Genomic DNA, 19139 nt, shown 5'->3' with positions numbered 1-19139 from the left:
GCTCAGCCCGCGGGCAGTGTTGCGAGCACCTCGAAGCCGCCCGCTGCGGTCGGCCCCACCTGCAGCGTGCCGTCGAGTGCCTCGACTCGTTCGCGCATGCCCTTGAGGCCGAATCCGCCGCCGAGGTGGCCGGCAGCGGACTGATTCGGATCCGGAGCACCGTTGACGACACCGATCGACAGCAATGACTCATCCGAGTAGACGCTCACCCGAATCGGAGCACCGGGAGCGTGTCGAAGGGCGTTCGACAGGGCTTCCTGGACGAGACGGAACGCGGTCAACCCGGTCGTCGGGTTAAGCGAGTTCGGTCCCGTCGGGAACTCGAGTTCCACCTCGGCGCCGGAGCCGCGTGTGGCCTCGACCAGGCCGGGAATGTCATCGATCGTCGGCTGCGGTGCCAGATCGGCATCGCGGCCGCCGCGCAGAATCGCCAGCAGACCACGCATCTCGGTCAGCGCCTGCCGGGCGGAGCCGGCGATCGAATCGAACTCCTCGACGCTGCGTTGGTCGAGCTCCGGCAGTCGGTAGCGGGCCGTGGTGGCTTGGACGCTGATGACGGACATGCTGTGGGCGACGACGTCATGGAGTTCTTGGGCGATCCGGTTGCGCTCCTCGAGCTCCTGACGCTTGGCCAGCTGTTCGGCGCTGAGCTGGCGTTCGTTGGCCAACTGGGTACGACCGCGAATCCACAGGTTGCCGATGACCGCGACGATCGAGATTCCCGCAGTCAGCGAGACCGTGGTGATGACGTTCGCCAGCGCCCCCGACAGTCCTCCCGGATGGGGCATGGTCAGGCTCAGCGCCCCGAGCACCGTGGACATCGACCACAGGATGACGAGGTGGAGCCAGCTGTGCCGCATTCCGATGATGAGGTGGAGGAAGAGCAAAGCCAAGATTGACGTCACTGCCCACGGCCAGACCTCCCCTGTGACGTCCGCAGTGAGGACGATTCCTGCAGCGGAGGAGACGAGGCCGAGGACGATGGCCGGGATCGGTTTGCTCACGGCAAGCACCAAGGCCCCGCTCGAGGTGAGCGCGAGGAGCATTGCAACGACCGCTGGCATTCCGTAGACAACCGCCGTTACCGGCCATCCGATGGCCACGAGCACCACGCCCACGAAGATGCTCATCAGCCAGAACCAGCCCTCGCCGGCGGAGCGCGTCAGGAACGAGTTGGCTGCCGGTGACACCAGGACTGTCGATCCCGACGAAGTCGCCGAAGCAGCCCCCATCGGATCGTGGCCCCATGCGTCACCGGCTCGTGCTTTTCCCGCCGAGGTGGCCCCATCGTGACCGGGCGCCAGACCTGCCGTAATCGCCGCGATCTCCAACCGGGCCATGGCGTGCAGGACGAAGGGGAACGTGACGAGGAGGATGAGTCCGGAGATGAACTGGAAGGTCGCCTCGGCGCCGAATCCCAGATCCACCAAGGGGGTGTCGTTCCACCAGGCTGCGATGAGGCTGATGAGATCGGTGTTGTCGTAGGGGAGGAATCGTCCCCAGAAGAAGTAGGTGATCCCACCCAGGGCACCGAAGAACCAGGGGATCACCACAGAGAAGGTGAAGAGCCGGATCGGCAGCGCGAAGACCATTTCGAAGAGCAGGTCGAGCCAGCGCCGTCCCTCGGCCATGACACCGAACCACCCGCTGATTCCGCGTCCGCGGGGACGATGGACAACCTCGGCGATGGGAGCTCCCCACTGCCGGGCACGGGCCCGGGACAGGTTTGCGAATCCGGTCGCGACGTAGAGCGTCAGCGGCAGGAGCAGGGCGCCGATCCAGATGATGAGGGTGGCGATCGAGACGGAGAACATCGTGATGAGAACGATGAACCCGATGAGGGAGATGAAGAATCCGGGGAGGACGAGGATGGCGTCGCGGCCCAGGTTGTGCCACATCCGCGACCACCATGACCGGGTCTGCGGCGGCGTATCTGGGGGACGGGGCACGTTCTCAGAATACGTGCTCGGCCACGAAGACGCATCGGTGTATGAGGATTCGAGGGTCTGGTTCATGATCGGATTCCTTGACTAGTGTGAGCCGGTGTTCGCGGCTCTGATGAGAGGTGTGCGGGAACGGCTGCTGGGATCAGCCCGGTGAGGACCGACTTCGCTTCGAGGACGCGAGGGTGGAACTGCGAGAGCATCCACACCCCGGCGATCCCTCCAGCTGCGGCCACCAGCAGCAGGCCGACGGCCATGGGGGTGAGGCCCGTGTACTCGCCGAAGAAGGCGGCGCCGATGGCCACCGCCACGATCGGGTCGATGACGGTCAGACCGGCCAGAACCGTCTCTGGAGGGCCTGAGGCGTAGGCAGTCTGGACCAGCCAGAATCCCACCGCCGAGGCGAGGGCCACGGCTGCCAGCACCATCCACCACCGCGCGCCCATGAGGTCGAACTCGGGGAGTCCGCCAGCCACGACCGTGCGGGCGAGCACATGTGTCGCGGCGGCGACCGTGCCGAAGATGATGCCGGTCATGATGACGCGTGGAATGTGCCCGGCCCGACTGAGTGCGAAGAGCGCGCCGAAGACGCTGAGGGCGATGAGGAGTGCCAGCAGCCACGTCACCGATTCCTCGGTGGCGACGAGTTCGTGGGAGAACTGCGCCGAGGTGGTCACGAAGGCGAAGATCGAGAACATCGTCACCCCGATGCTGATGAGCAGTGGGGCACCGAGCTGCAAGCCGAAGTACCGGCGGCTGATGAGCGCGGCGAAGACGAGGGAGATCGCACCGATGGGTTGGACGATGGCGACCGGCCCGAGGCCCAGTGCGATGACATTGAGGACGGTCACCATGCCCATGAGTCCCAGGCCTGTGATCCAGGTGGCTCGGCGTTTGGGTCCGGGTGTCATGGTGGCGACGGCGTACTGCTGGAAGTGGGTGCCGAGTGCCAAGCAGAAGGCTGCGACCGTGGCGAGGATTATCGCTGTGATGATCATGGTGTGCACGCTAAGGACCTGGTGTCATGGGGCGCATCATACGAAGGAGTGATTGTGCAGGCGGGGGAGTGCTACTTTCGGATGAAATCGGCCCTGGTGGGGAGGTTTCCGCCTGATTTCACGGGCTTTCGAGGGTCCACCGTGGTGCGGGTCGGGTAGCGTGAGAGCATGCCAGAAGCAGGAGTGCCAGGGGCAAGTCCCGCACCAGGGTCGACGCCGAGTCCCGCACCAGGGTCGACGCCGAGTCCCGCACCAGGGTCGATTGCGCGCGACGGGGTTCCGCCGCCCTCGTCCGAGACGACGCGCGTCGCCATCGTCGATGACCAGGCCATGGTCCGCCAAGGATTCGGAGCTCTCCTCGATGCACAGCCGGACATGAGTGTCGTCGGCAGTGCCGAGGACGGTTCGCAAGTCGTCGACCTCGTGCGCAGAACCGCACCCGACGTCATCCTCATGGACATCCGGATGCCGAAGCTCAACGGTCTCGATGCCACTCGGGCCGTGTTCTCGATGCCCGGCGAGCACCCGAAGATCATCATGCTCACCACCTTCGACGCCGATGAGTACGTGTTCTCAGCACTGCGCGCAGGGGCCAGCGGCTTCCTCCTTAAGGACGCCACCGCAGAAGACATGATCACCGCCGTGCGCGTGGTCGCCGAGGGGCAGTCGCTGTTGGCGCCGTCCGTGACCCGCCGACTCATCTCCGAGTACGTGAGCGGACCCAAGATCGCCAAGGACACCGCCGTGCTCGGGCAGCTCACCGACCGTGAGATCGACGTCATGACCCTGGTGGCCAAAGGCCATGCCAACGCCGAGGTGGCTGAGCACCTGTTCCTGGCCGAGCAGACCGTGAAGACCCACGTGTCGCGGATCCTGTCCAAGCTGGGCCTGCGCGATCGCACCCAGATCGTCGTCGCCGCCTACGAATCCGGGCTGGTCGTCGCCGGCAGCTGAAACTCTAGGGAGTGCCCGAGTTCCCAGTGCCCGAGAGCCGCAGGCACGCTCGAAGTGCTCTTAGCTGGACGTTTTGGGCAGAAGAATCACTGCTAGATCCGACCAAAACGTCCATCTAAGGTGCTCCGGGCACCAAGTCTCCGGGTAACGAGCCACTGGGTAGTCCGGCCTCGCGAATCGTCGAGGAGTTCTCAGCTCCGGGCGAAATGGGCGCCGAGCTCTTTGACGATCGTCTCCGCTGAGCCTGTCTGGGCGCTGCGGTAGCCGGTGCCAGCCCAGAGGTGCAGCCCCTGCGGATCGTCGGTCTTCTTTGCGTGGGCGCGGAACGTCTTCGTCAGATGATGGACCGCCGGGTAGGCGTCGACCGCGATCGGATCGAACTTGCGCACGAAATCATTGACCAGCGCACGAGCCGGCCGACCAGTGAACGCCCTGGTCAGCTGTGTTTCGTCGAAATCCTCGGACTGCAGGGCCGCCCGATGAGTCGGCGCAGTGCCTGCCTCATCGCTCAGCAGCAGAAGAGTGCCCACGACCACGGCGCTCGCCCCAGTCTGCAGCAGCTCGTCGACGGACTCGGGGCTGTCGACTCCACCTCCGGCAGCCAGGGGCAGATCCACCTCGGCGAGGACATCTCTCACGAGATCGACGGTGGCCCGATCCTCGATGGACCGTGTCGGATCGGCGGTGCCCGAGTGCCCGCCGGCGCGAGGCCCCTGGACGATGAGCGCATCAACTCCGCGATCGGCAGCCGTGCGCGCCTCAGCGGCGGTCGTCACGGTGGACACCACTTGAGTGCCGACGGAATGGAGACGATCGACCACCTCGGCGGTGGGGATGTTGAACGTCATCGACACCAGGGGCACGGGGTTGTCGACGAGGTAGTCGACCTTGTCGGTGTAATGATCGTCGTCATCAACGGACTCGGGATTGATGCCGACGCTGCGATCGGCGGCAACGGGCTCGAGTGCCGAGACGAAGGCGTCGAAGGCCCCGCGATCGATGGGCACAGAGTTCGGAGCGAAGAGATTGACGCCGAAGTTTTCGGTCGTCTCCCGCATGCGCTCGACCAGAGGGGCCAATGCTTCGGCGCTGAGATACCCGCCGGCCACGAATGGGAATCCGCCGGCACGGGCGACCGCTGCTGCGAGCTCGGGTGTCGTCGTTCCGCCCGCCATCGGGGCTCCGATGATGGGCAGGTCGGTGGTCTCGAAGGCGATCGTCGTCATCGTTGGGCGCTCCTCAGTAGGACGTTCGGGACGAGTCAGGTCCCTGATCGGGTGATGCTCTCGTTGCCATTCTTGCACTCACGTTGGGCCGAGGCTCTCGGAGGGCGGGGTCGATGAGGGTACGGAGTCGGGGCGTCCCGACTCACCCGAAAGTAGTGCTTGGGCGGGCTCAGGTCGGAACTCAGAGGTGATGTGTGGGCGGCGATCGCGCCCATAGCTTCGGATATATCGAACGACGAGCTCCGCACTCCGTGCAATCAGCGGAGCTCAATCCGACAAGGAGCCGACATGTCACTGACCCTCAGCAGGCCGCCCGAGGCCGGGGTGAACCACCTTCCCGTCCCACCCAGCGGCACCACTGATCGACCGCATCGGGACCGGGCGATCGATCTGATCCGCTTCGGCTGCCTCGTCGTCGTGGTGATCCTGCATTCGATGATGAGCGCAGCCGTGCTCGGCGCAGACGGTGACGTTGTGCCCACGGTGGCGCTGCTGCATACCGCTGGCTTCACAGCTGCCTCGTGGTTCTTCCAGATCATGCCGCTGTTCTTCTTCATCGGAGGATATGCCGCCATCAACGGCTGGCGACGCACCCAAGCCACCGGAGGCACCTGGGCCGACTATATTCGTGCCCGTCTGCGCCGCCTCGTCATCCCGGTCGCCACCCTCATCGGCCTCGCTGGCGCAGGACTGTCGATCGCCTCGGAACTGGGGGTGCCCACCGGCCTGCTCGCAGAAGCAAGCACGCGGATCGGACAACCCCTATGGTTCCTCGCCGTCTACGTCGGACTGACCTCCCTGGTGCCGCTGGCCGTGGACTTCCACGAAAGGGCGCCGAGGCGGTCGATCGCAGTGCTCGCCGGCGCAGTCATCGCCTTGGACACCGTGGTCGCACTCACCGGGTTGACTGGCCTTGGCTATCTCAACTTCCTGTTCGTATGGCCCCTGATCCAGCAGCTCGGGTTCTTCTACGCCGACGCCATACATAAGCCTGTCCGAGTCGGACTCGCGTGGACGACGATGGTTCTCGCGTTGGCCAGCCTCGGCGTGCTCGTGGGACTCGGGGTCTACAGCCCGGACATGCTCGTCAATCTCAACCCGCCGACGGGGGCCTTGGTGCTGCTGGGAGTGGCACAGATGTCCATCCTGCGACTGAGCCATGCGCGTCTGAACGAAATTGTGGCCGGCGGCCGTCAGGGGACGGAGCGTGCGCGCGAGTACCGAGCTGGCATCTGGCAGCGTGTCATCTCCTGGGGCAACACCTACGGCATCCAGGTCTACCTGTGGCACATGCCGATCGTCATCACCCTCATCGGAGTACTGGGCTATGCAGCTCAGCTGCTGGCTGGAGTACCGGTGGGGGATGGACTGTCAGCGGCCGGGATCGTACTGCCTGAGATCGAATCGAGCTGGTGGTGGCTGTCCAGGCTGCCATGGCTGATGACGGTGATGGGACTGGCTGCGCTTTTGGCAGTGGCCATGTCGAAGATCCCGTATCCCAGCGAGGCGAGGTTGGCCAGATTCGGGAGCGCAGCGGCGAGGGTTGTGCGGGAGAGTTTCTCGACTTCCGAGGCTCGAGTGGGTCAGCGTTTATTGACTCCTGTTCCTCGGGCCCTCATCGCAGTCACCCTGGCAATGGGTGGCATCGCGACTGCGCTTCTCATCGGCATCGCTCCGCTGATCTGGACGCTCGTCTCTATCGCGGCGCTCCTGACTTCGCTGGTGCTGGCCGCCACCATGAAGGCGCAGATTCCAGCGGAGAGTGAAGTGCCGACCGTGACGGATCGTGTCAAGGCGACGGCCAGCCTCGTCTGAGGCCGACTGCCGTACGTGCAGCAGCACGTGCTGCTGCACGTGCTGCTGCAAGCGCCGTAGCGCTCGCCTCACTCCACGGACTTCGCCAGCTGCTCGGTGACGGTGCCCCAGCCGTCGAAGAAGCCGAGCTCCTCGTGACGGGCGCGCTGCTCGGGGCTGCCATGGCGGACGACGGCCTGATAGTCGGTGCCATCGGCATGGTCGCCCAAGATGATCTCGGTGGTCATGGAGACAGGGTCGGGAAAGGCCGGGTGCCAGGAACTGTTGACGGCGTTGGTGAACACGAGGCGACTGCTGTCCTCGATGACGAGGAAGACTGCGTCGACGTGCGGCACAAACGATTCGCCGTCCTCGCTCATCATGGTGGAGAAGGCCCCTCCGGGACGCAGCTCCAGCGCGTCGACGCGGAGGGTGAGCGGTTCTGGAATCCACCACTTCGCCAGCTTCTCGGGATCCGTCCAGGCGGACCAGATGGTTTCCTTGGGCGCTCGAATCACTCTCTGGATCGTGAGGTCGAGAGCAAAGTCGAAATGCCGGGTGCGAGCGAGATGTGCGGTCATGATTCTTCCCTACTGTGAGTGGTGTCGCTGTCGCCCGATGTGTGTGGTGTCGCTGTCGCCGGTCACGAACTGCTCGAGACGATCTGTGCTGGCCTCCCAGATGAGTCTCTGCTCGGCGAGCCAATCATTGAGCAGTGTCAGGCGATCGCTGTTGAGCACGCAGGTGCGCACTCGTCCTGACTTCCGTGTCCGAATCAGCCCACACGATTCCAAGGTGCGCACATGCTTCATGAACGACGGGAGCGAGATCGACAGGGGCTCTGCCAACTCTCCGATGCTCGCCGGTCCGTGGCCCAGCTGGTGAATCACGGTGCGCCGCGTGGGATCGGCAAGTGCGGTGAACATCGCATCGAGCTCGTCCGAATACTTAGCCATGAAGCTAAGTATTGCATGGCTTGATCGTGAAGGTCAATGGCTCCCCGTGGGTGAAGTGTGACTCCGTAAGACGGAAATCTCATGCATGTATTGTTGAGCAATCTGAATCCTGATATTGTGAATTTCGTCAGCACGACATGACGGAGCTATCTCAACAGAGGACGCGATGATCGCATACAAGAACACTCAGGCCTGGGCGCTAGCCACGCGGTTCGAGGCTCTTGATTGTTCGATGCCCATGAGCATGCGCCGCTCTTTTGCAGGTGACTGACCCGCTAGACCTACTCCTAGACCCTTGGTTGGTTCGCCGTTTCCATTGCGCCTGTCCATTGCCTGCATCCGGGTCTCAGGGTGCGCGCCGGTCGGGGTGCTATCGCAGCGATGTTCAATCCTTTTTTTCAATGTGTTGAGCAATCTATCTAGCTGGAGAGCCTTCGTAGTAGTCCCTCTTCGACCTCTGCCGTGGCAGTGCCATGCGTTCGTCAACCTCGGGGCAATTGGTGAGAACCAGTCGCACCCTTCACAGCCTCACTTCTCGTACTCGCTTCTCAAACATTCACTTCTCACACCCAGGACGCCCATGCCGACCATCAGCAGCCACTCACTCGCATCCGAACAACCGGCTCCACCAATACGATCCGCCGCTTCGCTTCGCCGAGGCCGCGGTCAGGTGCTCCTCTCCCTGCTTGCCGCGGCATCTCTTCTGCTTGCCGGCTGCTCCGGAGACGCTCGGGCCGATGCGGATGCTGATGCGAAACCGCAGTCGGGTGGAACGCTCAAGATCGCCTATGACGTCGACCCGACGTGCCTCGACGGTCAGCAGCAGGGCACGAACGTCACCCTCAATGTCACGCGGCAGATCACCGACTCGCTGACCGATCAAGATCCCAAGACTCAGGAGATCAAGCCGTGGCTGGCCGAGAGCTGGGACGTCTCCAAGGATGCGAAGACCTTCACCTTCCATCTGCGTGATGGGGTCACCTTCCAGGACGGCACCGACTTCACATCCGCCTCGGTGAAGGAGAACTTCGAAGCGATTCAGGATCTCGGTGCTAAGGCCTCGCTCGGACAGACCTACCTCGACGGGCTCGAGTCAATCAAGACTCCCGACGAGTCGACGGTCACTTTCAAATTCGACAAGCCCAATGCTCAGTTCCTCCAGGCCACCTCGACGATGTCACTGGGCTTCTACTCCTCGGACACGCTCGCGAAGAGTGCCGAGGAACGCTGCACCGGCGACATCGTCGGCACAGGACCCTTCAAGTTGGATTCCTTCGTCCATGACAAGGCGATCAAGCTCTCACGGTTCGATGACTACAACTGGCCGTCCTCGATCGCGAAGCATGAGGGGCCGGCCCACCTGGACGGAATCGAATTCTCGATCGTGCCCGAGGCCTCCGTGCGCAACGGTTCGCTGCTCTCCGGTCAGATCGACGTCGACTTCTCCGTCCAGTCCCAGGACGAGAAGACCCTCGAGGCGCAGGGACTCGGCATCGCCTCCCGTCCGAACCCGGGCGTCGTCTACAACCTCGTCCCCAAGCTCACCTGCAAGATCGCCAAGGACAAGTCGGTGCGGCAGGCACTGGTCAAGGGCATCGACCGCGACCAGCTCCAGAGCGTCATCTCCGAGCATCAGGCACCGGCCACCTCGGTGCTGGCGAAGTCGACCCCCGAATACGAGGACGTCTCCGATCTGCTCGCCTATGACCCAGAGGGTGCGAAGAAACTCCTCGAGGACGACGGGTGGAAGGTCGGTTCCGACGGCATCCGCGAAAAGGACGGCACGCCGCTGAGCGTGACCCTGACCTACTGGCAGGATGCTCCGTTCCTCGAACTCGTCCAGCAGCAGCTGCGTGAGATCGGCTTCGACCTCAAACTCGAGAAGAAGACCACCGCCGAGGTCACCGCGCAGCAGGCAGAGGGCAAGGAGGAGCTGACCTTCGGCAACCTCACCCGGGCCGACGGCGATGTGCTGCGCAACTACTTCGGCGTCAGCGAACAGAACGGCAACGCCAGGAAGAAGGCGGACGAGGTCGACAAGATCTTCGCCCGCACCACCTCGACCCTTGACGAGGACGAACGCAAGGCGGACTTCACCGAAGCGGTGAAGGTCCTCATCGACGAAGGCTATTCGATCCCGATCGTCGAACTCTCGGGGGTCATCGGCACAGGCAAGGATGTCCACGACTTCAATTACGAAGCCTCCTCGCGCTTCCAGCTCTACGACGCTTGGCTGGATGGTGAGGCACAATGAGCCTTCGCTACCTCGCCTCGCGCCTGGCCCAGGGAGTCATCGTCCTCTGGATCGCGTTCACGCTCAGCTTCTTCCTCCTCTACTGGCTCCCTGGGGACCCCGTCATCACGATGCTCGGGGCCGGGGGAGAGCTGCAGAGCTTCGACCCCGCCGAGGTGGAACGGCTGCGAGCCGAGTTCAACCTCGACCAACCTCTGCCCATCCAATACCTCCTGGCCCTCGTCGCCGTCCTCCGCCTGGACTTCGGCACGTCGATCCAGACCGGAACTCCCGTCACCGAGGCGATCGCCTCCTCGCTCCCCTCGACCATCGGTCTCGCAGCGGTGGCATTGGTCATCGCCCTGGTGGCGGGCACCGCCATCGCCATCGGCGCGACGCTCACGCGCAGGCCCTGGCTGCGGGACACACTCGCGGCACTGCCCGGTCTGGGCGTGGCACTTCCCACCTTCTGGGTCGGGCTGATGCTGTTGCAGGTGTTCTCCTTCCGCTTTCCGATCTTCCCTGCCATCGGGACGGGCACGCCGACCGCAGTCATCCTGCCGGCCGTGACCCTGGCGATCCCGCTGTCGGCGATCATCGCGCAGGTTCTGTTCCGGGCCCTGCAGAATGCGTGGATCCAGCCGTACGTCACGACCTACGCGGCCTCGGGCTACTCACGTCTGCGACTGCTGCTGCGACAGGCCCTGCCCGTCGCAGTGCTGCCGGCACTGACCATGAGCGGAGTCCTCTTCGGACAGGTGCTGGCCGGAGCCGTCGTCGTCGAGAACGTGTTCTCCCGACAGGGCCTGGGTCGTCTGGCACAGACCGCCGTGACCGGGCAGGACATCCCGCTCGTGCAGGGCATCGTGCTCCTCGCCGCCGCCGTGTTCGTCCTCGTCAACCTCGCCACCGACCTCATCTACCCCGTCCTCGACCCCCGGCTCAAGGCCGCAACGAGGAACGTGCCGGCAGACGCCGCCCCCACCGACTACGAAGGAGCCCGCGCATGAGCCTGGCAATGGAACTCCAGAAGAACGGACAAGCCGAGAACCTCGGTGAGGACGTTCGCACCGAAGATTCCGGGCCGGCAACGCCTGACCAGAAGCGTGGCAACGATCAGCAAGGCGGAGGCAGGGCCCGTGGGCCGCTGCGATTGAGCGGCAGTCGCCTCGGCGTCATTGAAATCCTCGCGTTTGCCGTCCTCGCCCTTGCCGTGCTCGCAGCCTTCTGGCCGAGTCTGCTCACCGGAGTCGATCCTCTGACGGGCGATCCGGTGAACCGGCTGCTGCCTCCGAGCCTCGATCACATCTTCGGCACCGACCACCTGGGCAGAGACGTCTTCTCACGCACCGTCCACGGCTCCGCACAGACTTTGTCGGCGAGCCTCGCCGCCGTGGCCATCGGGGTCATCAGCGGTGTGGTCATCGGCCTCATCGCCGGCTTCTTCACCGGTGTCCTCGACGCGATCTTCATGCGCATCGTCGATGTCCTCCAGGCCATTCCCGGTCTGCTGCTCTCCATGGCCGTGATCACAGCTCTCGGCTTCGGCACCATCAATGTGGCCCTCGCCGTCGGTGTCGCCGCGATTCCCTCGTTCGCACGCCTCACCCGCGCGGAGGTCATCAGGTGGCGATCAGCCGAATTCGTCCGTGCCGCACGCGCCGACGGGCTGAGCACCCTGAGCGTTCTCGCACGCCACATTCTGCCGCAGGTCAGAGGCCCGATCGGGCACTCGTGGCACTGGAATTCGGATCAGCGGTCCTCGCCGTCTCCGCCCTGAGCTTCCTGGGCTTCGGCGCACCTCCGCCACAGCCCGAGTGGGGCCTCCTCGTCTCCGAGGGCCGTGACTTCCTTGCCGCAGCCTGGTGGATGACGACATTCCCCGGACTCGTCGTCGCAGCCGTCGTGCTCGCCGCCAACCGCATCTCCCACGTATTCAACTCTGAGAAGGAATTCCGATGACACTCACTGATTTCCTCGCCTGGCCAGCCTCGGGCGCCGGCACCGAACTCCTCGACAAGCCCGGTGCCGACAAGCCCGGTGCCGACAAGACCGGTTTCGACCAGCCCATCTCACCCATCGCCACGCCTGCGCACACGTCAACCCCCACGTCTGTCCTCGAGGTCTCGGGTCTGAGCGTGACCTACCCGCGGGCGGCCACCTCGGCGATCTCTGATGTCAGCCTCTCCATCGCACCCGGCGGAACCGTGGCGATCGTCGGCGAATCCGGGTCGGGGAAGTCGACCACGGCGGCCGCACTGACCGGACTCCTGCCCGCCGGAACCGCAGTGCACGCAGCCACACATTCCCACCTCGGCGAGGATCTGGTCGGGGCGAAGCCGCGCACCTGGCAGCGCATCCTCGGCACGGGCATCGCCTATGTGCCGCAGGACGCGGGAGCCGGACTCAATCCCGTGCGCACGATCGCTTCCGGCCTGGCCGAGACACTCACGGTCAACGGCTATGCCCGACCCCGGATCAGTTCGAGGGTCGCCGAGGTGCTTGACGCGGTCGGTCTCGACACGGCCGAGCACGGTCGCCGCTACCCCCACGAACTCTCCGGGGGCCAACGTCAGCGGGTTCTCATCGCGAACGCCATCGCCGCGGATCCGGCGCTCATCATCGCCGACGAACCGACCTCGGCCTTGGACGCGACGGTGCAGAAGCAGGTCCTCGACGTGCTCTCCGAACTCGTCGCCGGCTCCTCCACCGCACTCCTCCTCATCACCCACGATCTGGGGGTCGCGAAGGAACGCGCCGAGGATCTGATCGTCATGCGCAGCGGGCGCATCGTCGAAGCGGGCCGCACGCGGTCGATCATCGCCTCACCGAGCCGGGAATACACACGGGCTCTGCTGACCGCAGCACCCAACCTGGGCGGAGGACGCCTCCGACCAAGCGCCGACATCGCCCCGGGTCGGTCCCCGACGGTTGGCGCCTCGACGGTTGGCGCCTCGGCTGATCAATCACCGACTGAGGTCACTGCCACCGACGCCGAGGTGGTTCTTCGGGCCACCGACATCGCCCGTGACTTCGGCGGTCCGCACCCGGCGGTCAAGCGCCTCGGCGTCGAACTCACTGCCGGACGAACCGTCGGCATCGTCGGCGAATCTGGATCCGGGAAGACGACGACCGCTCGGATCCTGCTCGGAGCCGAACGACCCGACGCAGGCACCATCGAACTGCACGACAGGGAGCTGAGCACTTACGGGGCAAAGGGACTCGGGCGCCGGATCCGGTACGTCCACCAGGACTCGAGCGCGGCCTTGGACCCGAGCTATACGGTCGAGAAGATCCTCACCGAACCGCTGCGAGGGCACAGGATCGGGACCAGGAGGGACCGCCCGGTTCGGGTGCGGGACCTCCTCGGTTTCGTGGCGTTGGATGAGAGTCTGCTGGGGCGGACTCCGCGTGAGCTCTCGGGAGGTCAGCGCCAGAGACTGGCGATCGCCCGCGCGATCGCTGTCGAACCAGAGGTGCTCATCCTCGACGAGCCGGTCTCCGCCCTTGACGTGCAGGTGCAGTCACAGATCCTGCGGCTGCTCGTAGACCTGCAGCAACGGCTCGGCCTCGCCTACCTCTTCATCTCCCACGACCTGGCCGTCATCGAGCAGATTGCAGATCAGGTGCTCGTGATGAAGGACGGCCTCGTCGTCGAATCGGGCGACACCGCCATGGTTCTGCGCGAGAGCGCTCACCCCTACACCCGGACACTGCTCGACGCGGTTCCCCGCTTCGACTCGACAGCCGTCACACGCCCTGCCACACGTCCCGCCATACGTCTCGCCACCTCGATTGGAGTAGACCATGCCTGAACAGCCATTGCGCCAAGTACATCTGGCCGCCCACTTCCCGGGGGTCAACAACACCACAGTGTGGTCCGACCCTGCCTCGGGCAGTCACATCGAATTCGACTCCTTCGCCCACCTGGCCCGGACTGCCGAGGCCGGGCTCTTCGACTTCTTCTTCCTCGCTGAGGGTCTGCGACTGCGCGAACACCAAGGGCAGATCTTCGACCTCGACGTCGTCGGGCGACCCAACACGACCGCCGTACTCTCGGCACTCGCGGCCGTGACGAACCACATCGGCCTGGCCGGGACTCTGAGCTCGACGTTCAACGAGCCCTTCGACATCGCCCGGAAGCTCGCCTCGATCGATGTGCTGTCCTCCGGTCGTGCGGCCTGGAACGTGGTGACGACTTCGAACGCCTTCACTGGAGCCAACTTCCGCCGCGGCGGATACCTCGACTACGCCGACCGCTACCTACGCGCCGAAGACTTCATCGACGTCGCCCGCGAACTCTGGGACGCCGCCGGGCGAGGACCGGGCCACGCCGCCGGGACGCCCGGGGACGATTTCTCCCATATCAGCGACTTCTTCGACATCTCGGGCCGCTTCTCCCTGCCCTCGCCGCCCAGTGGCCATCCGGTCATCCTCCAGGCGGGGGACTCCGACTCCGGACGCGACTTCGCCGCCGGTTCCGCCGATGTCATCTTCACCCGCCACTCCGATCCGGAATCGGGACGGAAGTTCTACGCAGATGTGAAGACTCGACTGGCTGACTACGGCAGAGGAGAGGACGACCTCAAGATCTTCCCCGGCATCTCCGTCATCCTCGGCGACACACAGGAAGAAGCGGCCGAACGCTCAAGGGAAGTCGCATCACAGCAGGTCAGCGAGGCGGGAGCGATCGCCTTCCTCGAGCGCGTCTGGGACCGAGACCTCTCCGCATTCGACCCGGACGGCCCCTTGCCCGACGTGCCGCCTGCCGGTGAGTCCATCTCCAAGGGACGTGTCAAGCACATCAAGGACACCGAAGCCACGATCGCGGAATGGAGGGCGCTGGCAGAGGCCGAGAACCTCACCGCCCGCGAGCTCGTCATCAAGGTCTCGACCCGACATTCCTTCGTCGGCACTCCCAGACAGGTCGCCCGGGATCTCTCCGAGGCAGTCCAGACCAGGTCCGCCGACGGCTACATCCTCGTCCCGCACCTGACTCCAGGTGGGCTCGACGAGGTCGTGGCCAAGGTCGTTCCCGAACTTCAGGAGCTCGGGGTCTACCGCACCGAGTACCCCGGCCAGAACCTGCGCGAGAACCTCGGCTTGCCGCCGGCCAGACCAGCCGGCGAATGGACGAGTAATCGTGCCCGAGCGCGTGCCACCCCGAATGCGAACTCGTCCGACACCAGCCCCGCATACAGAGAGGTGAGCTGAAATGTCCCGTGTCATCCTCATATCGTCCAGCCCCACCGAGAACTCGAAGACAGAGGCACTTCTCGAGTTCATCGCCCGCCGCCTGCGCCAGTACGGCCACAGCACCGAGTTCATCAAGCTGCGTCATCTTCCCGCCGAGGCGCTGCTGAGGGCCGATGCTGCCGACGATCTCATCGCCTCGGCGCGGGCCGCGATCGAATCCTCCGACGCCGTGGTCATCGGCTCACCCGTGTACAAGGCCAGCTACGCCGGGCTGCTCAAGGTCTTCATCGACCTGCTGCCGATGGACGGCTTCCAGGGCAAGCCAGTGCTCCCGATCCTCACCGGCGGTTCACCGGCGCACGTTCTGGCGCTGGACTTCAGCCTCAAACCACTGGTCGCGACCTTGGGTGCCAGCTCCATCGGCCGCGGACGCTTCGTCCTCTCCAAGCACATCCTTCCCGCCACCGAGTCGACTCCGGCGGCCATTGACGAATCCGTCGAACGCGACATCGTCGACGCCATCGACCAGTTCGACTCGGAGCTCAAGGCCAAGGAACGAGCCTGCTCGCATGCGACGACCGAGTTCGAACCCGAGTTCACTTCAATCGAGAGGAGCGCCTCATGAGCTTCATCATCGGCACCACGATCACGGCCGATCCCCGCACCGGGTTGGCGGCGGCGAAGACCGTCGACGGGCATGTCGACTTTGCACTCGTCCCGGATGCCTTCGACGGGATCGACGCCCTCGAATTCGCCTCCTGGCTCGGCCCCATCACCTCCGAACTCGGACTGATTCCCGAGGTCAGAGTCACCCACACGGAACCCTTCCACGTGGCGACCGCCTCGGCGACTCTGGACTACACGGCCCGAAGCCGATCCGGACTCTCCATCGGAATCTCCACCGGCGACGCCGATGCCGCACTGTTCGGCCGACGCCCGGCGGCAGACTCCGCGCCCGCCTGGGCGGAAGCAGCCCAGATCATCGACCTCGTCCGCCGCCTGTGGGACTCGTGGGATGACGATGCGATCATCCGCGACCAGAGCACGAACCGTTACATCGACAGGGATCGGCTCCACATCGTCGACGCTCAGTTGAGCGACTCGGCTGGCGCGGACTACTCCGTGCTCGGCCCCTCGATCACTCCACGACCGCCGCAGGGGCACCCGCCTATCGTGGTGAGGGCGGATGCCGACAATGCGGCGGCCGTGAAGTCCGCCGACATCGTCCTCGCCGACGTCGATGCTGGTGACGCCGCTATCGCCGCGGAATTCACCGGTGCAGGTCCGAGCCTGGAAGAGCTGAAGGAACTCGTCGGTCCAAAGACCCCGATTCTCGCTCATCTCGTCGCGCCCACGTCCCCCGTGGAGGTGGCACGGACGACCGATTTCGCCCTTGAGCTTCAGTCCCGTGGGGCATCAGGAATCGTGTTCTCGGCACCGCGGGAGGAACAGCTCGAGTTCAGCATCCGCTTGGTCAGTGAGATCGTTCCGGCCCTCACTGCCGCTGGTCTGCGTGCGCCGACGGCCTCCGGCGCCGATCTGCGCACTAGGTTGGGACTGCCCGCGGCTCACAGCCTCTACACCCATGCGTGAACTCCCACCCGATCTGCGCGCGGACCTCGTGTTCATCGGTGCCGGACCGAAGACCACAGGGATTCTCCTGGCGCTCGCGGCCACCTCGGACGCTGGCGCCGGGCGGACCATCCACCTCATCGACCCCTATCCGCCCGGTGCCGGAAGGATCTGGAGGACCGCCCAGTCGCCCCACCTGTGGATGAACTCGCGCACCGAGGACATCACGATCTTCCCCGACTCGAGCTGCACCCTCGAACGCACTCCGGTCGCTGGCCCGAGCCTGCACGAATGGATTCATGACCAGGGCCGGGAGTGCCTCGTGGCAGCTGGGTTGGGTGACGAGGCGGACAGCCTCGATTCGCAGTCTTTCGCCTCGCGCCGCATCCAGGGTCACTATCTCGAGTGGGCCTTCGGCGTCGCGATGGAGAGCCTCGCGGCCACGGTCCACATCCACCGCGCCCGCGCCGAGGTGGTCGATCGCCTACCTGAGAGCTCGCGGCTTCGAGGCACAGGGTTTCGGGTCGTCACGTCCGAAGGGGTCTCGATCCTGACGGACACCGTGGTCTCGGCCCAGGGGCATCTCGATATGTCGCCAGTCGATGCCGATCTCGAGTTCGAACGAGTGACCGAGGGGACGGGCACGAGCGGCAAGGGTCTCTACTATCAGCGACCCGGGTACACCGCAGACATCGACTTCGGCGGCATCCCGGCGGGGGCCGATGTGCTGGCGCGCGGGTTCGGGCTGGCCTTCATCGACCTCATGGTGATGGTCACCCTCGGCCGCGGCGGAGAGTTCATCGAATGCGGCGGACGGCTGCGTTACCTGTCGTCGGGCAATGAACCCGTGCTGTGGGTGGGGTCGTCTCGAGGTGTGTCCTACAGCCCGAAACTCGGTTACAGCCGAGCCGACATCCCGGGTGCGCCCGTAGTCGAGCTGCGCTACCTCAATACTGATCGTCTCGAGCAGGCGCTGACCGCCGACGGCGATGCAGCCGACGAAGCTGCAGCCGACGAAGCTGCGGGAGTTGGGGCTCGGACCAACGGGCCTCCATCCGGTGGGACGATCGACTTCCGAACCGTCATCGGCCCACTGGCCGAACTCGAGCTCACCTATGCCCACTACGAACACGTCCTGTGGAAGCGCGGCATCTCTGATGGTGCGCTGCTTGGCGAGATCGATGATGTGGCACAGCAGGTCCTTGACGCTGCCGCGAACACGGACCTTGCCACTGCCGCGCAGCCTGACGCCGCCTCGGGTGACGACCTGCTCAGGAGAGGGCGGGTGAGCATCACCGCATCGGCGGCATCGGTGCTTGATGATCCTGCCGACCACTTCGACCTCGACGCGATCGACAGGCCACTCGACGACGCCACCTCGGACAGCCTCGGCGAGGGAGAGGCGGAGGTCCTTAAACACATCGAAGCGCACCTGGCGCGCAGTGCCGATCTCCACCATTCCGCGGATCTCGCGGTCTTCGAGGCTCTGGTGAAGTCATACGTCGCCATTCGACTGCTCGTGCGGGCCGAGCGAGTCAGTGCGAAGGATCGGGCATGTTATGTGGAGGGCAGCTTCCACTCACTGTTCTCCTTCATCGGCAGCGGTCCACCTCCGCTGCGGATTCGGCAGATCATCGCATTGCACGAAACCGGCCTGATCAGATTCCTCGGGCCGGGACTGAGAGTGGAGGCGAGCGAGGCAGGGTTCCGTGCGACCTCGAGTGCGCACCCGGACGCCACGACGTTCACCTATTTCGTCGAAGCGCGACTGGCCAAGCAGAGCGCCGCCCGCGCAGTCGATCCTGCCTTGGAGTCCCTTGGCGAGCGCGGTGCGATCCTACTCGAACCTGGAGCTGGGGAGGCAGCCGAATACGCCAAGCTGCGCACCGATTCCCACAGCCATGCCCTCGACAAGGCCGGGCGCTCGCAGCCGGATCTGTTCCTGTTGGGGCCAGCCGTGTCGGGATCGACCGCGGAAGGATTCAGCCGCCCCCGCACGGATGCTCCGGTGTTCAAGGACAACGAAAGAATCGCCTCGGCGATCCTCGAATCGTTGCCGGGCAGCGAGGTCGGATTCGGGGCCGAGGTCAGGGCCGAGGCCGAGTGCTCGGAGAGGTCGCTGCTGGCCGGGTGACCGCACCCGGGTGCTGTCCCGGATGAGGAGAAAGAGCAACGCCCACTCGCCCTGCGTGACAAGCTCTCTGGCCCCGCATGACGAAAAGTGACACCGAAAGACCCGAACATGACGGTCGGTGACATCTCAGGTC

The 19139-nt window shown here is 64.9% G+C and carries 16 protein-coding genes; 11 read left to right on the top strand and 5 right to left on the bottom strand.

All coding sequences use genetic code 11. From position 1 onward, the window contains the following. Positions 1 to 2: 2 nt before the first annotated feature. Positions 3 to 2015, bottom strand: coding sequence for a sensor histidine kinase (locus PGC08_RS17605; protein ID WP_333937527.1), 2013 nt, complete (start codon positions 2013 to 2015; stop codon positions 3 to 5). After that, a complete protein-coding gene (locus PGC08_RS17600) occupies positions 2012 to 2941 on the bottom strand; it encodes a hypothetical protein (RefSeq protein ID WP_101556608.1) in 930 nt (309 codons plus the stop codon). Before PGC08_RS17600 ends, PGC08_RS17605 begins: the two co-directional genes overlap by 4 nt. A gap of 330 nt (positions 2942 to 3271) precedes the next feature. Here PGC08_RS17600 and PGC08_RS17595 point away from each other — a divergent pair, with 330 nt between their 5' ends. Continuing rightward, the gene (locus tag PGC08_RS17595; RefSeq protein ID WP_009881775.1) at positions 3272 to 3895 is read left to right on the top strand and encodes a response regulator; all 624 of its coding nucleotides are present in this window, start codon (positions 3272 to 3274) and stop codon (positions 3893 to 3895) included. A gap of 191 nt (positions 3896 to 4086) precedes the next feature. Here PGC08_RS17595 and PGC08_RS17590 read toward each other — a convergent pair whose 3' ends face one another. After that, complete coding sequence (locus PGC08_RS17590; RefSeq protein ID WP_271709020.1) at positions 4087 to 5121, bottom strand: nitronate monooxygenase; 1035 nt, start codon at positions 5119 to 5121, stop codon at positions 4087 to 4089. Between the two features lie 288 nt (positions 5122 to 5409). Here PGC08_RS17590 and PGC08_RS17585 point away from each other — a divergent pair, with 288 nt between their 5' ends. Beyond that, positions 5410 to 6936 carry an acyltransferase family protein gene (locus PGC08_RS17585; RefSeq protein WP_271709019.1) on the top strand — a complete coding sequence of 509 codons (1527 nt, stop codon included), beginning with the start codon at positions 5410 to 5412 and terminating at the stop codon, positions 6934 to 6936. Between the two features lie 68 nt (positions 6937 to 7004). Here PGC08_RS17585 and PGC08_RS17580 read toward each other — a convergent pair whose 3' ends face one another. Together PGC08_RS17580 and PGC08_RS17575 are read right to left on the bottom strand one after the other, a co-directional pair. Beyond that, positions 7005 to 7496 (bottom strand): SRPBCC domain-containing protein, encoded by a 492-nt coding sequence (locus tag PGC08_RS17580; protein WP_271709018.1) that lies wholly within the window; start codon positions 7494 to 7496, stop codon positions 7005 to 7007. 9 nt (positions 7497 to 7505) lie between these two features. Continuing rightward, the gene (locus PGC08_RS17575; protein WP_035278168.1) at positions 7506 to 7871 is read right to left on the bottom strand and encodes an ArsR/SmtB family transcription factor; all 366 of its coding nucleotides are present in this window, start codon (positions 7869 to 7871) and stop codon (positions 7506 to 7508) included. A 580-nt stretch (positions 7872 to 8451) separates the two neighbouring features. Between PGC08_RS17575 and PGC08_RS17570 the strand changes: the two genes are divergently transcribed. Genes PGC08_RS17570 through PGC08_RS17530 form a run of 9 tightly spaced genes read left to right on the top strand, consistent with a single transcriptional unit; the run spans position 8452 to position 19006 of the window. Further along, a complete protein-coding gene (locus PGC08_RS17570) occupies positions 8452 to 10125 on the top strand; it encodes an ABC transporter substrate-binding protein (RefSeq protein ID WP_271709017.1) in 1674 nt (557 codons plus the stop codon). Then, entirely contained in the window at positions 10122 to 11114 is a 993-nt protein-coding gene (locus PGC08_RS17565) for an ABC transporter permease (RefSeq protein ID WP_009881769.1), read from the top strand. The genes PGC08_RS17570 and PGC08_RS17565 overlap by 4 nt, the downstream gene beginning before the upstream one ends. After that, positions 11111 to 11884 (top strand): ABC transporter permease, encoded by a 774-nt coding sequence (locus PGC08_RS17560; protein ID WP_271709016.1) that lies wholly within the window; start codon positions 11111 to 11113, stop codon positions 11882 to 11884. The genes PGC08_RS17565 and PGC08_RS17560 overlap by 4 nt, the downstream gene beginning before the upstream one ends. Then, entirely contained in the window at positions 11839 to 12066 is a 228-nt protein-coding gene (locus PGC08_RS17555) for a hypothetical protein (RefSeq protein WP_271709015.1), read from the top strand. The genes PGC08_RS17560 and PGC08_RS17555 overlap by 46 nt, the downstream gene beginning before the upstream one ends. Further along, a complete protein-coding gene (locus PGC08_RS17550) occupies positions 12063 to 13919 on the top strand; it encodes a dipeptide ABC transporter ATP-binding protein (protein WP_271709014.1) in 1857 nt (618 codons plus the stop codon). Before PGC08_RS17555 ends, PGC08_RS17550 begins: the two co-directional genes overlap by 4 nt. Beyond that, a complete protein-coding gene (locus PGC08_RS17545) occupies positions 13912 to 15318 on the top strand; it encodes an NtaA/DmoA family FMN-dependent monooxygenase (protein WP_271709013.1) in 1407 nt (468 codons plus the stop codon). Before PGC08_RS17550 ends, PGC08_RS17545 begins: the two co-directional genes overlap by 8 nt. Position 15319: 1 nt before the next feature. Then, complete coding sequence (gene ssuE / locus PGC08_RS17540) at positions 15320 to 15925, top strand: NADPH-dependent FMN reductase (protein ID WP_271709012.1); 606 nt, start codon at positions 15320 to 15322, stop codon at positions 15923 to 15925. Next, positions 15922 to 16893 carry an LLM class flavin-dependent oxidoreductase gene (locus tag PGC08_RS17535; RefSeq protein ID WP_009881764.1) on the top strand — a complete coding sequence of 324 codons (972 nt, stop codon included), beginning with the start codon at positions 15922 to 15924 and terminating at the stop codon, positions 16891 to 16893. The genes ssuE and PGC08_RS17535 overlap by 4 nt, the downstream gene beginning before the upstream one ends. Then, positions 16886 to 19006, top strand: a complete 2121-nt coding sequence (locus PGC08_RS17530) for an FAD/NAD(P)-binding protein (RefSeq protein ID WP_271709011.1) — start codon at positions 16886 to 16888, stop codon at positions 19004 to 19006. Before PGC08_RS17535 ends, PGC08_RS17530 begins: the two co-directional genes overlap by 8 nt. The last annotated feature ends 133 nt before the right edge of the window (positions 19007 to 19139 follow it).

Source organism: Brevibacterium sp. BDJS002 (assembly GCF_028201555.1).
In the GTDB taxonomy this organism is placed as follows: Bacteria; Actinomycetota; Actinomycetes; order Actinomycetales; family Brevibacteriaceae; genus Brevibacterium; species Brevibacterium aurantiacum.
The sequence above is the reverse complement of the archived record's forward strand: the minus strand, read 5'-3'. Positions and strand labels throughout refer to the sequence as shown.

Excerpts from the sequence above, each read along its gene's own strand:
- PGC08_RS17595 (WP_009881775.1), top strand. The coding sequence starts at position 3,272 with ATGGTCCGCCAAGGATTCGGAGCTCTCCTCGATGCACAGCCGGACATG.
- PGC08_RS17570 (WP_271709017.1), top strand. The coding sequence starts at position 8,452 with ATGCCGACCATCAGCAGCCACTCACTCGCATCCGAACAACCGGCTCCA.
- PGC08_RS17580 (WP_271709018.1), bottom strand. The coding sequence starts at position 7,496 with ATGACCGCACATCTCGCTCGCACCCGGCATTTCGACTTTGCTCTCGAC.
- PGC08_RS17590 (WP_271709020.1), bottom strand. The coding sequence starts at position 5,121 with ATGACGACGATCGCCTTCGAGACCACCGACCTGCCCATCATCGGAGCC.
- ssuE (WP_271709012.1), top strand. The coding sequence starts at position 15,320 with ATGTCCCGTGTCATCCTCATATCGTCCAGCCCCACCGAGAACTCGAAG.
- PGC08_RS17565 (WP_009881769.1), top strand. The coding sequence starts at position 10,122 with ATGAGCCTTCGCTACCTCGCCTCGCGCCTGGCCCAGGGAGTCATCGTC.
- PGC08_RS17550 (WP_271709014.1), top strand. The coding sequence starts at position 12,063 with ATGACACTCACTGATTTCCTCGCCTGGCCAGCCTCGGGCGCCGGCACC.
- PGC08_RS17560 (WP_271709016.1), top strand. The coding sequence starts at position 11,111 with ATGAGCCTGGCAATGGAACTCCAGAAGAACGGACAAGCCGAGAACCTC.
- PGC08_RS17585 (WP_271709019.1), top strand. The coding sequence starts at position 5,410 with ATGTCACTGACCCTCAGCAGGCCGCCCGAGGCCGGGGTGAACCACCTT.
- PGC08_RS17575 (WP_035278168.1), bottom strand. The coding sequence starts at position 7,871 with ATGGCTAAGTATTCGGACGAGCTCGATGCGATGTTCACCGCACTTGCC.
- PGC08_RS17530 (WP_271709011.1), top strand. The coding sequence starts at position 16,886 with ATGCGTGAACTCCCACCCGATCTGCGCGCGGACCTCGTGTTCATCGGT.
- PGC08_RS17605 (WP_333937527.1), bottom strand. The coding sequence starts at position 2,015 with ATGAACCAGACCCTCGAATCCTCATACACCGATGCGTCTTCGTGGCCG.
- PGC08_RS17600 (WP_101556608.1), bottom strand. The coding sequence starts at position 2,941 with ATGATCATCACAGCGATAATCCTCGCCACGGTCGCAGCCTTCTGCTTG.
- PGC08_RS17545 (WP_271709013.1), top strand. The coding sequence starts at position 13,912 with ATGCCTGAACAGCCATTGCGCCAAGTACATCTGGCCGCCCACTTCCCG.
- PGC08_RS17535 (WP_009881764.1), top strand. The coding sequence starts at position 15,922 with ATGAGCTTCATCATCGGCACCACGATCACGGCCGATCCCCGCACCGGG.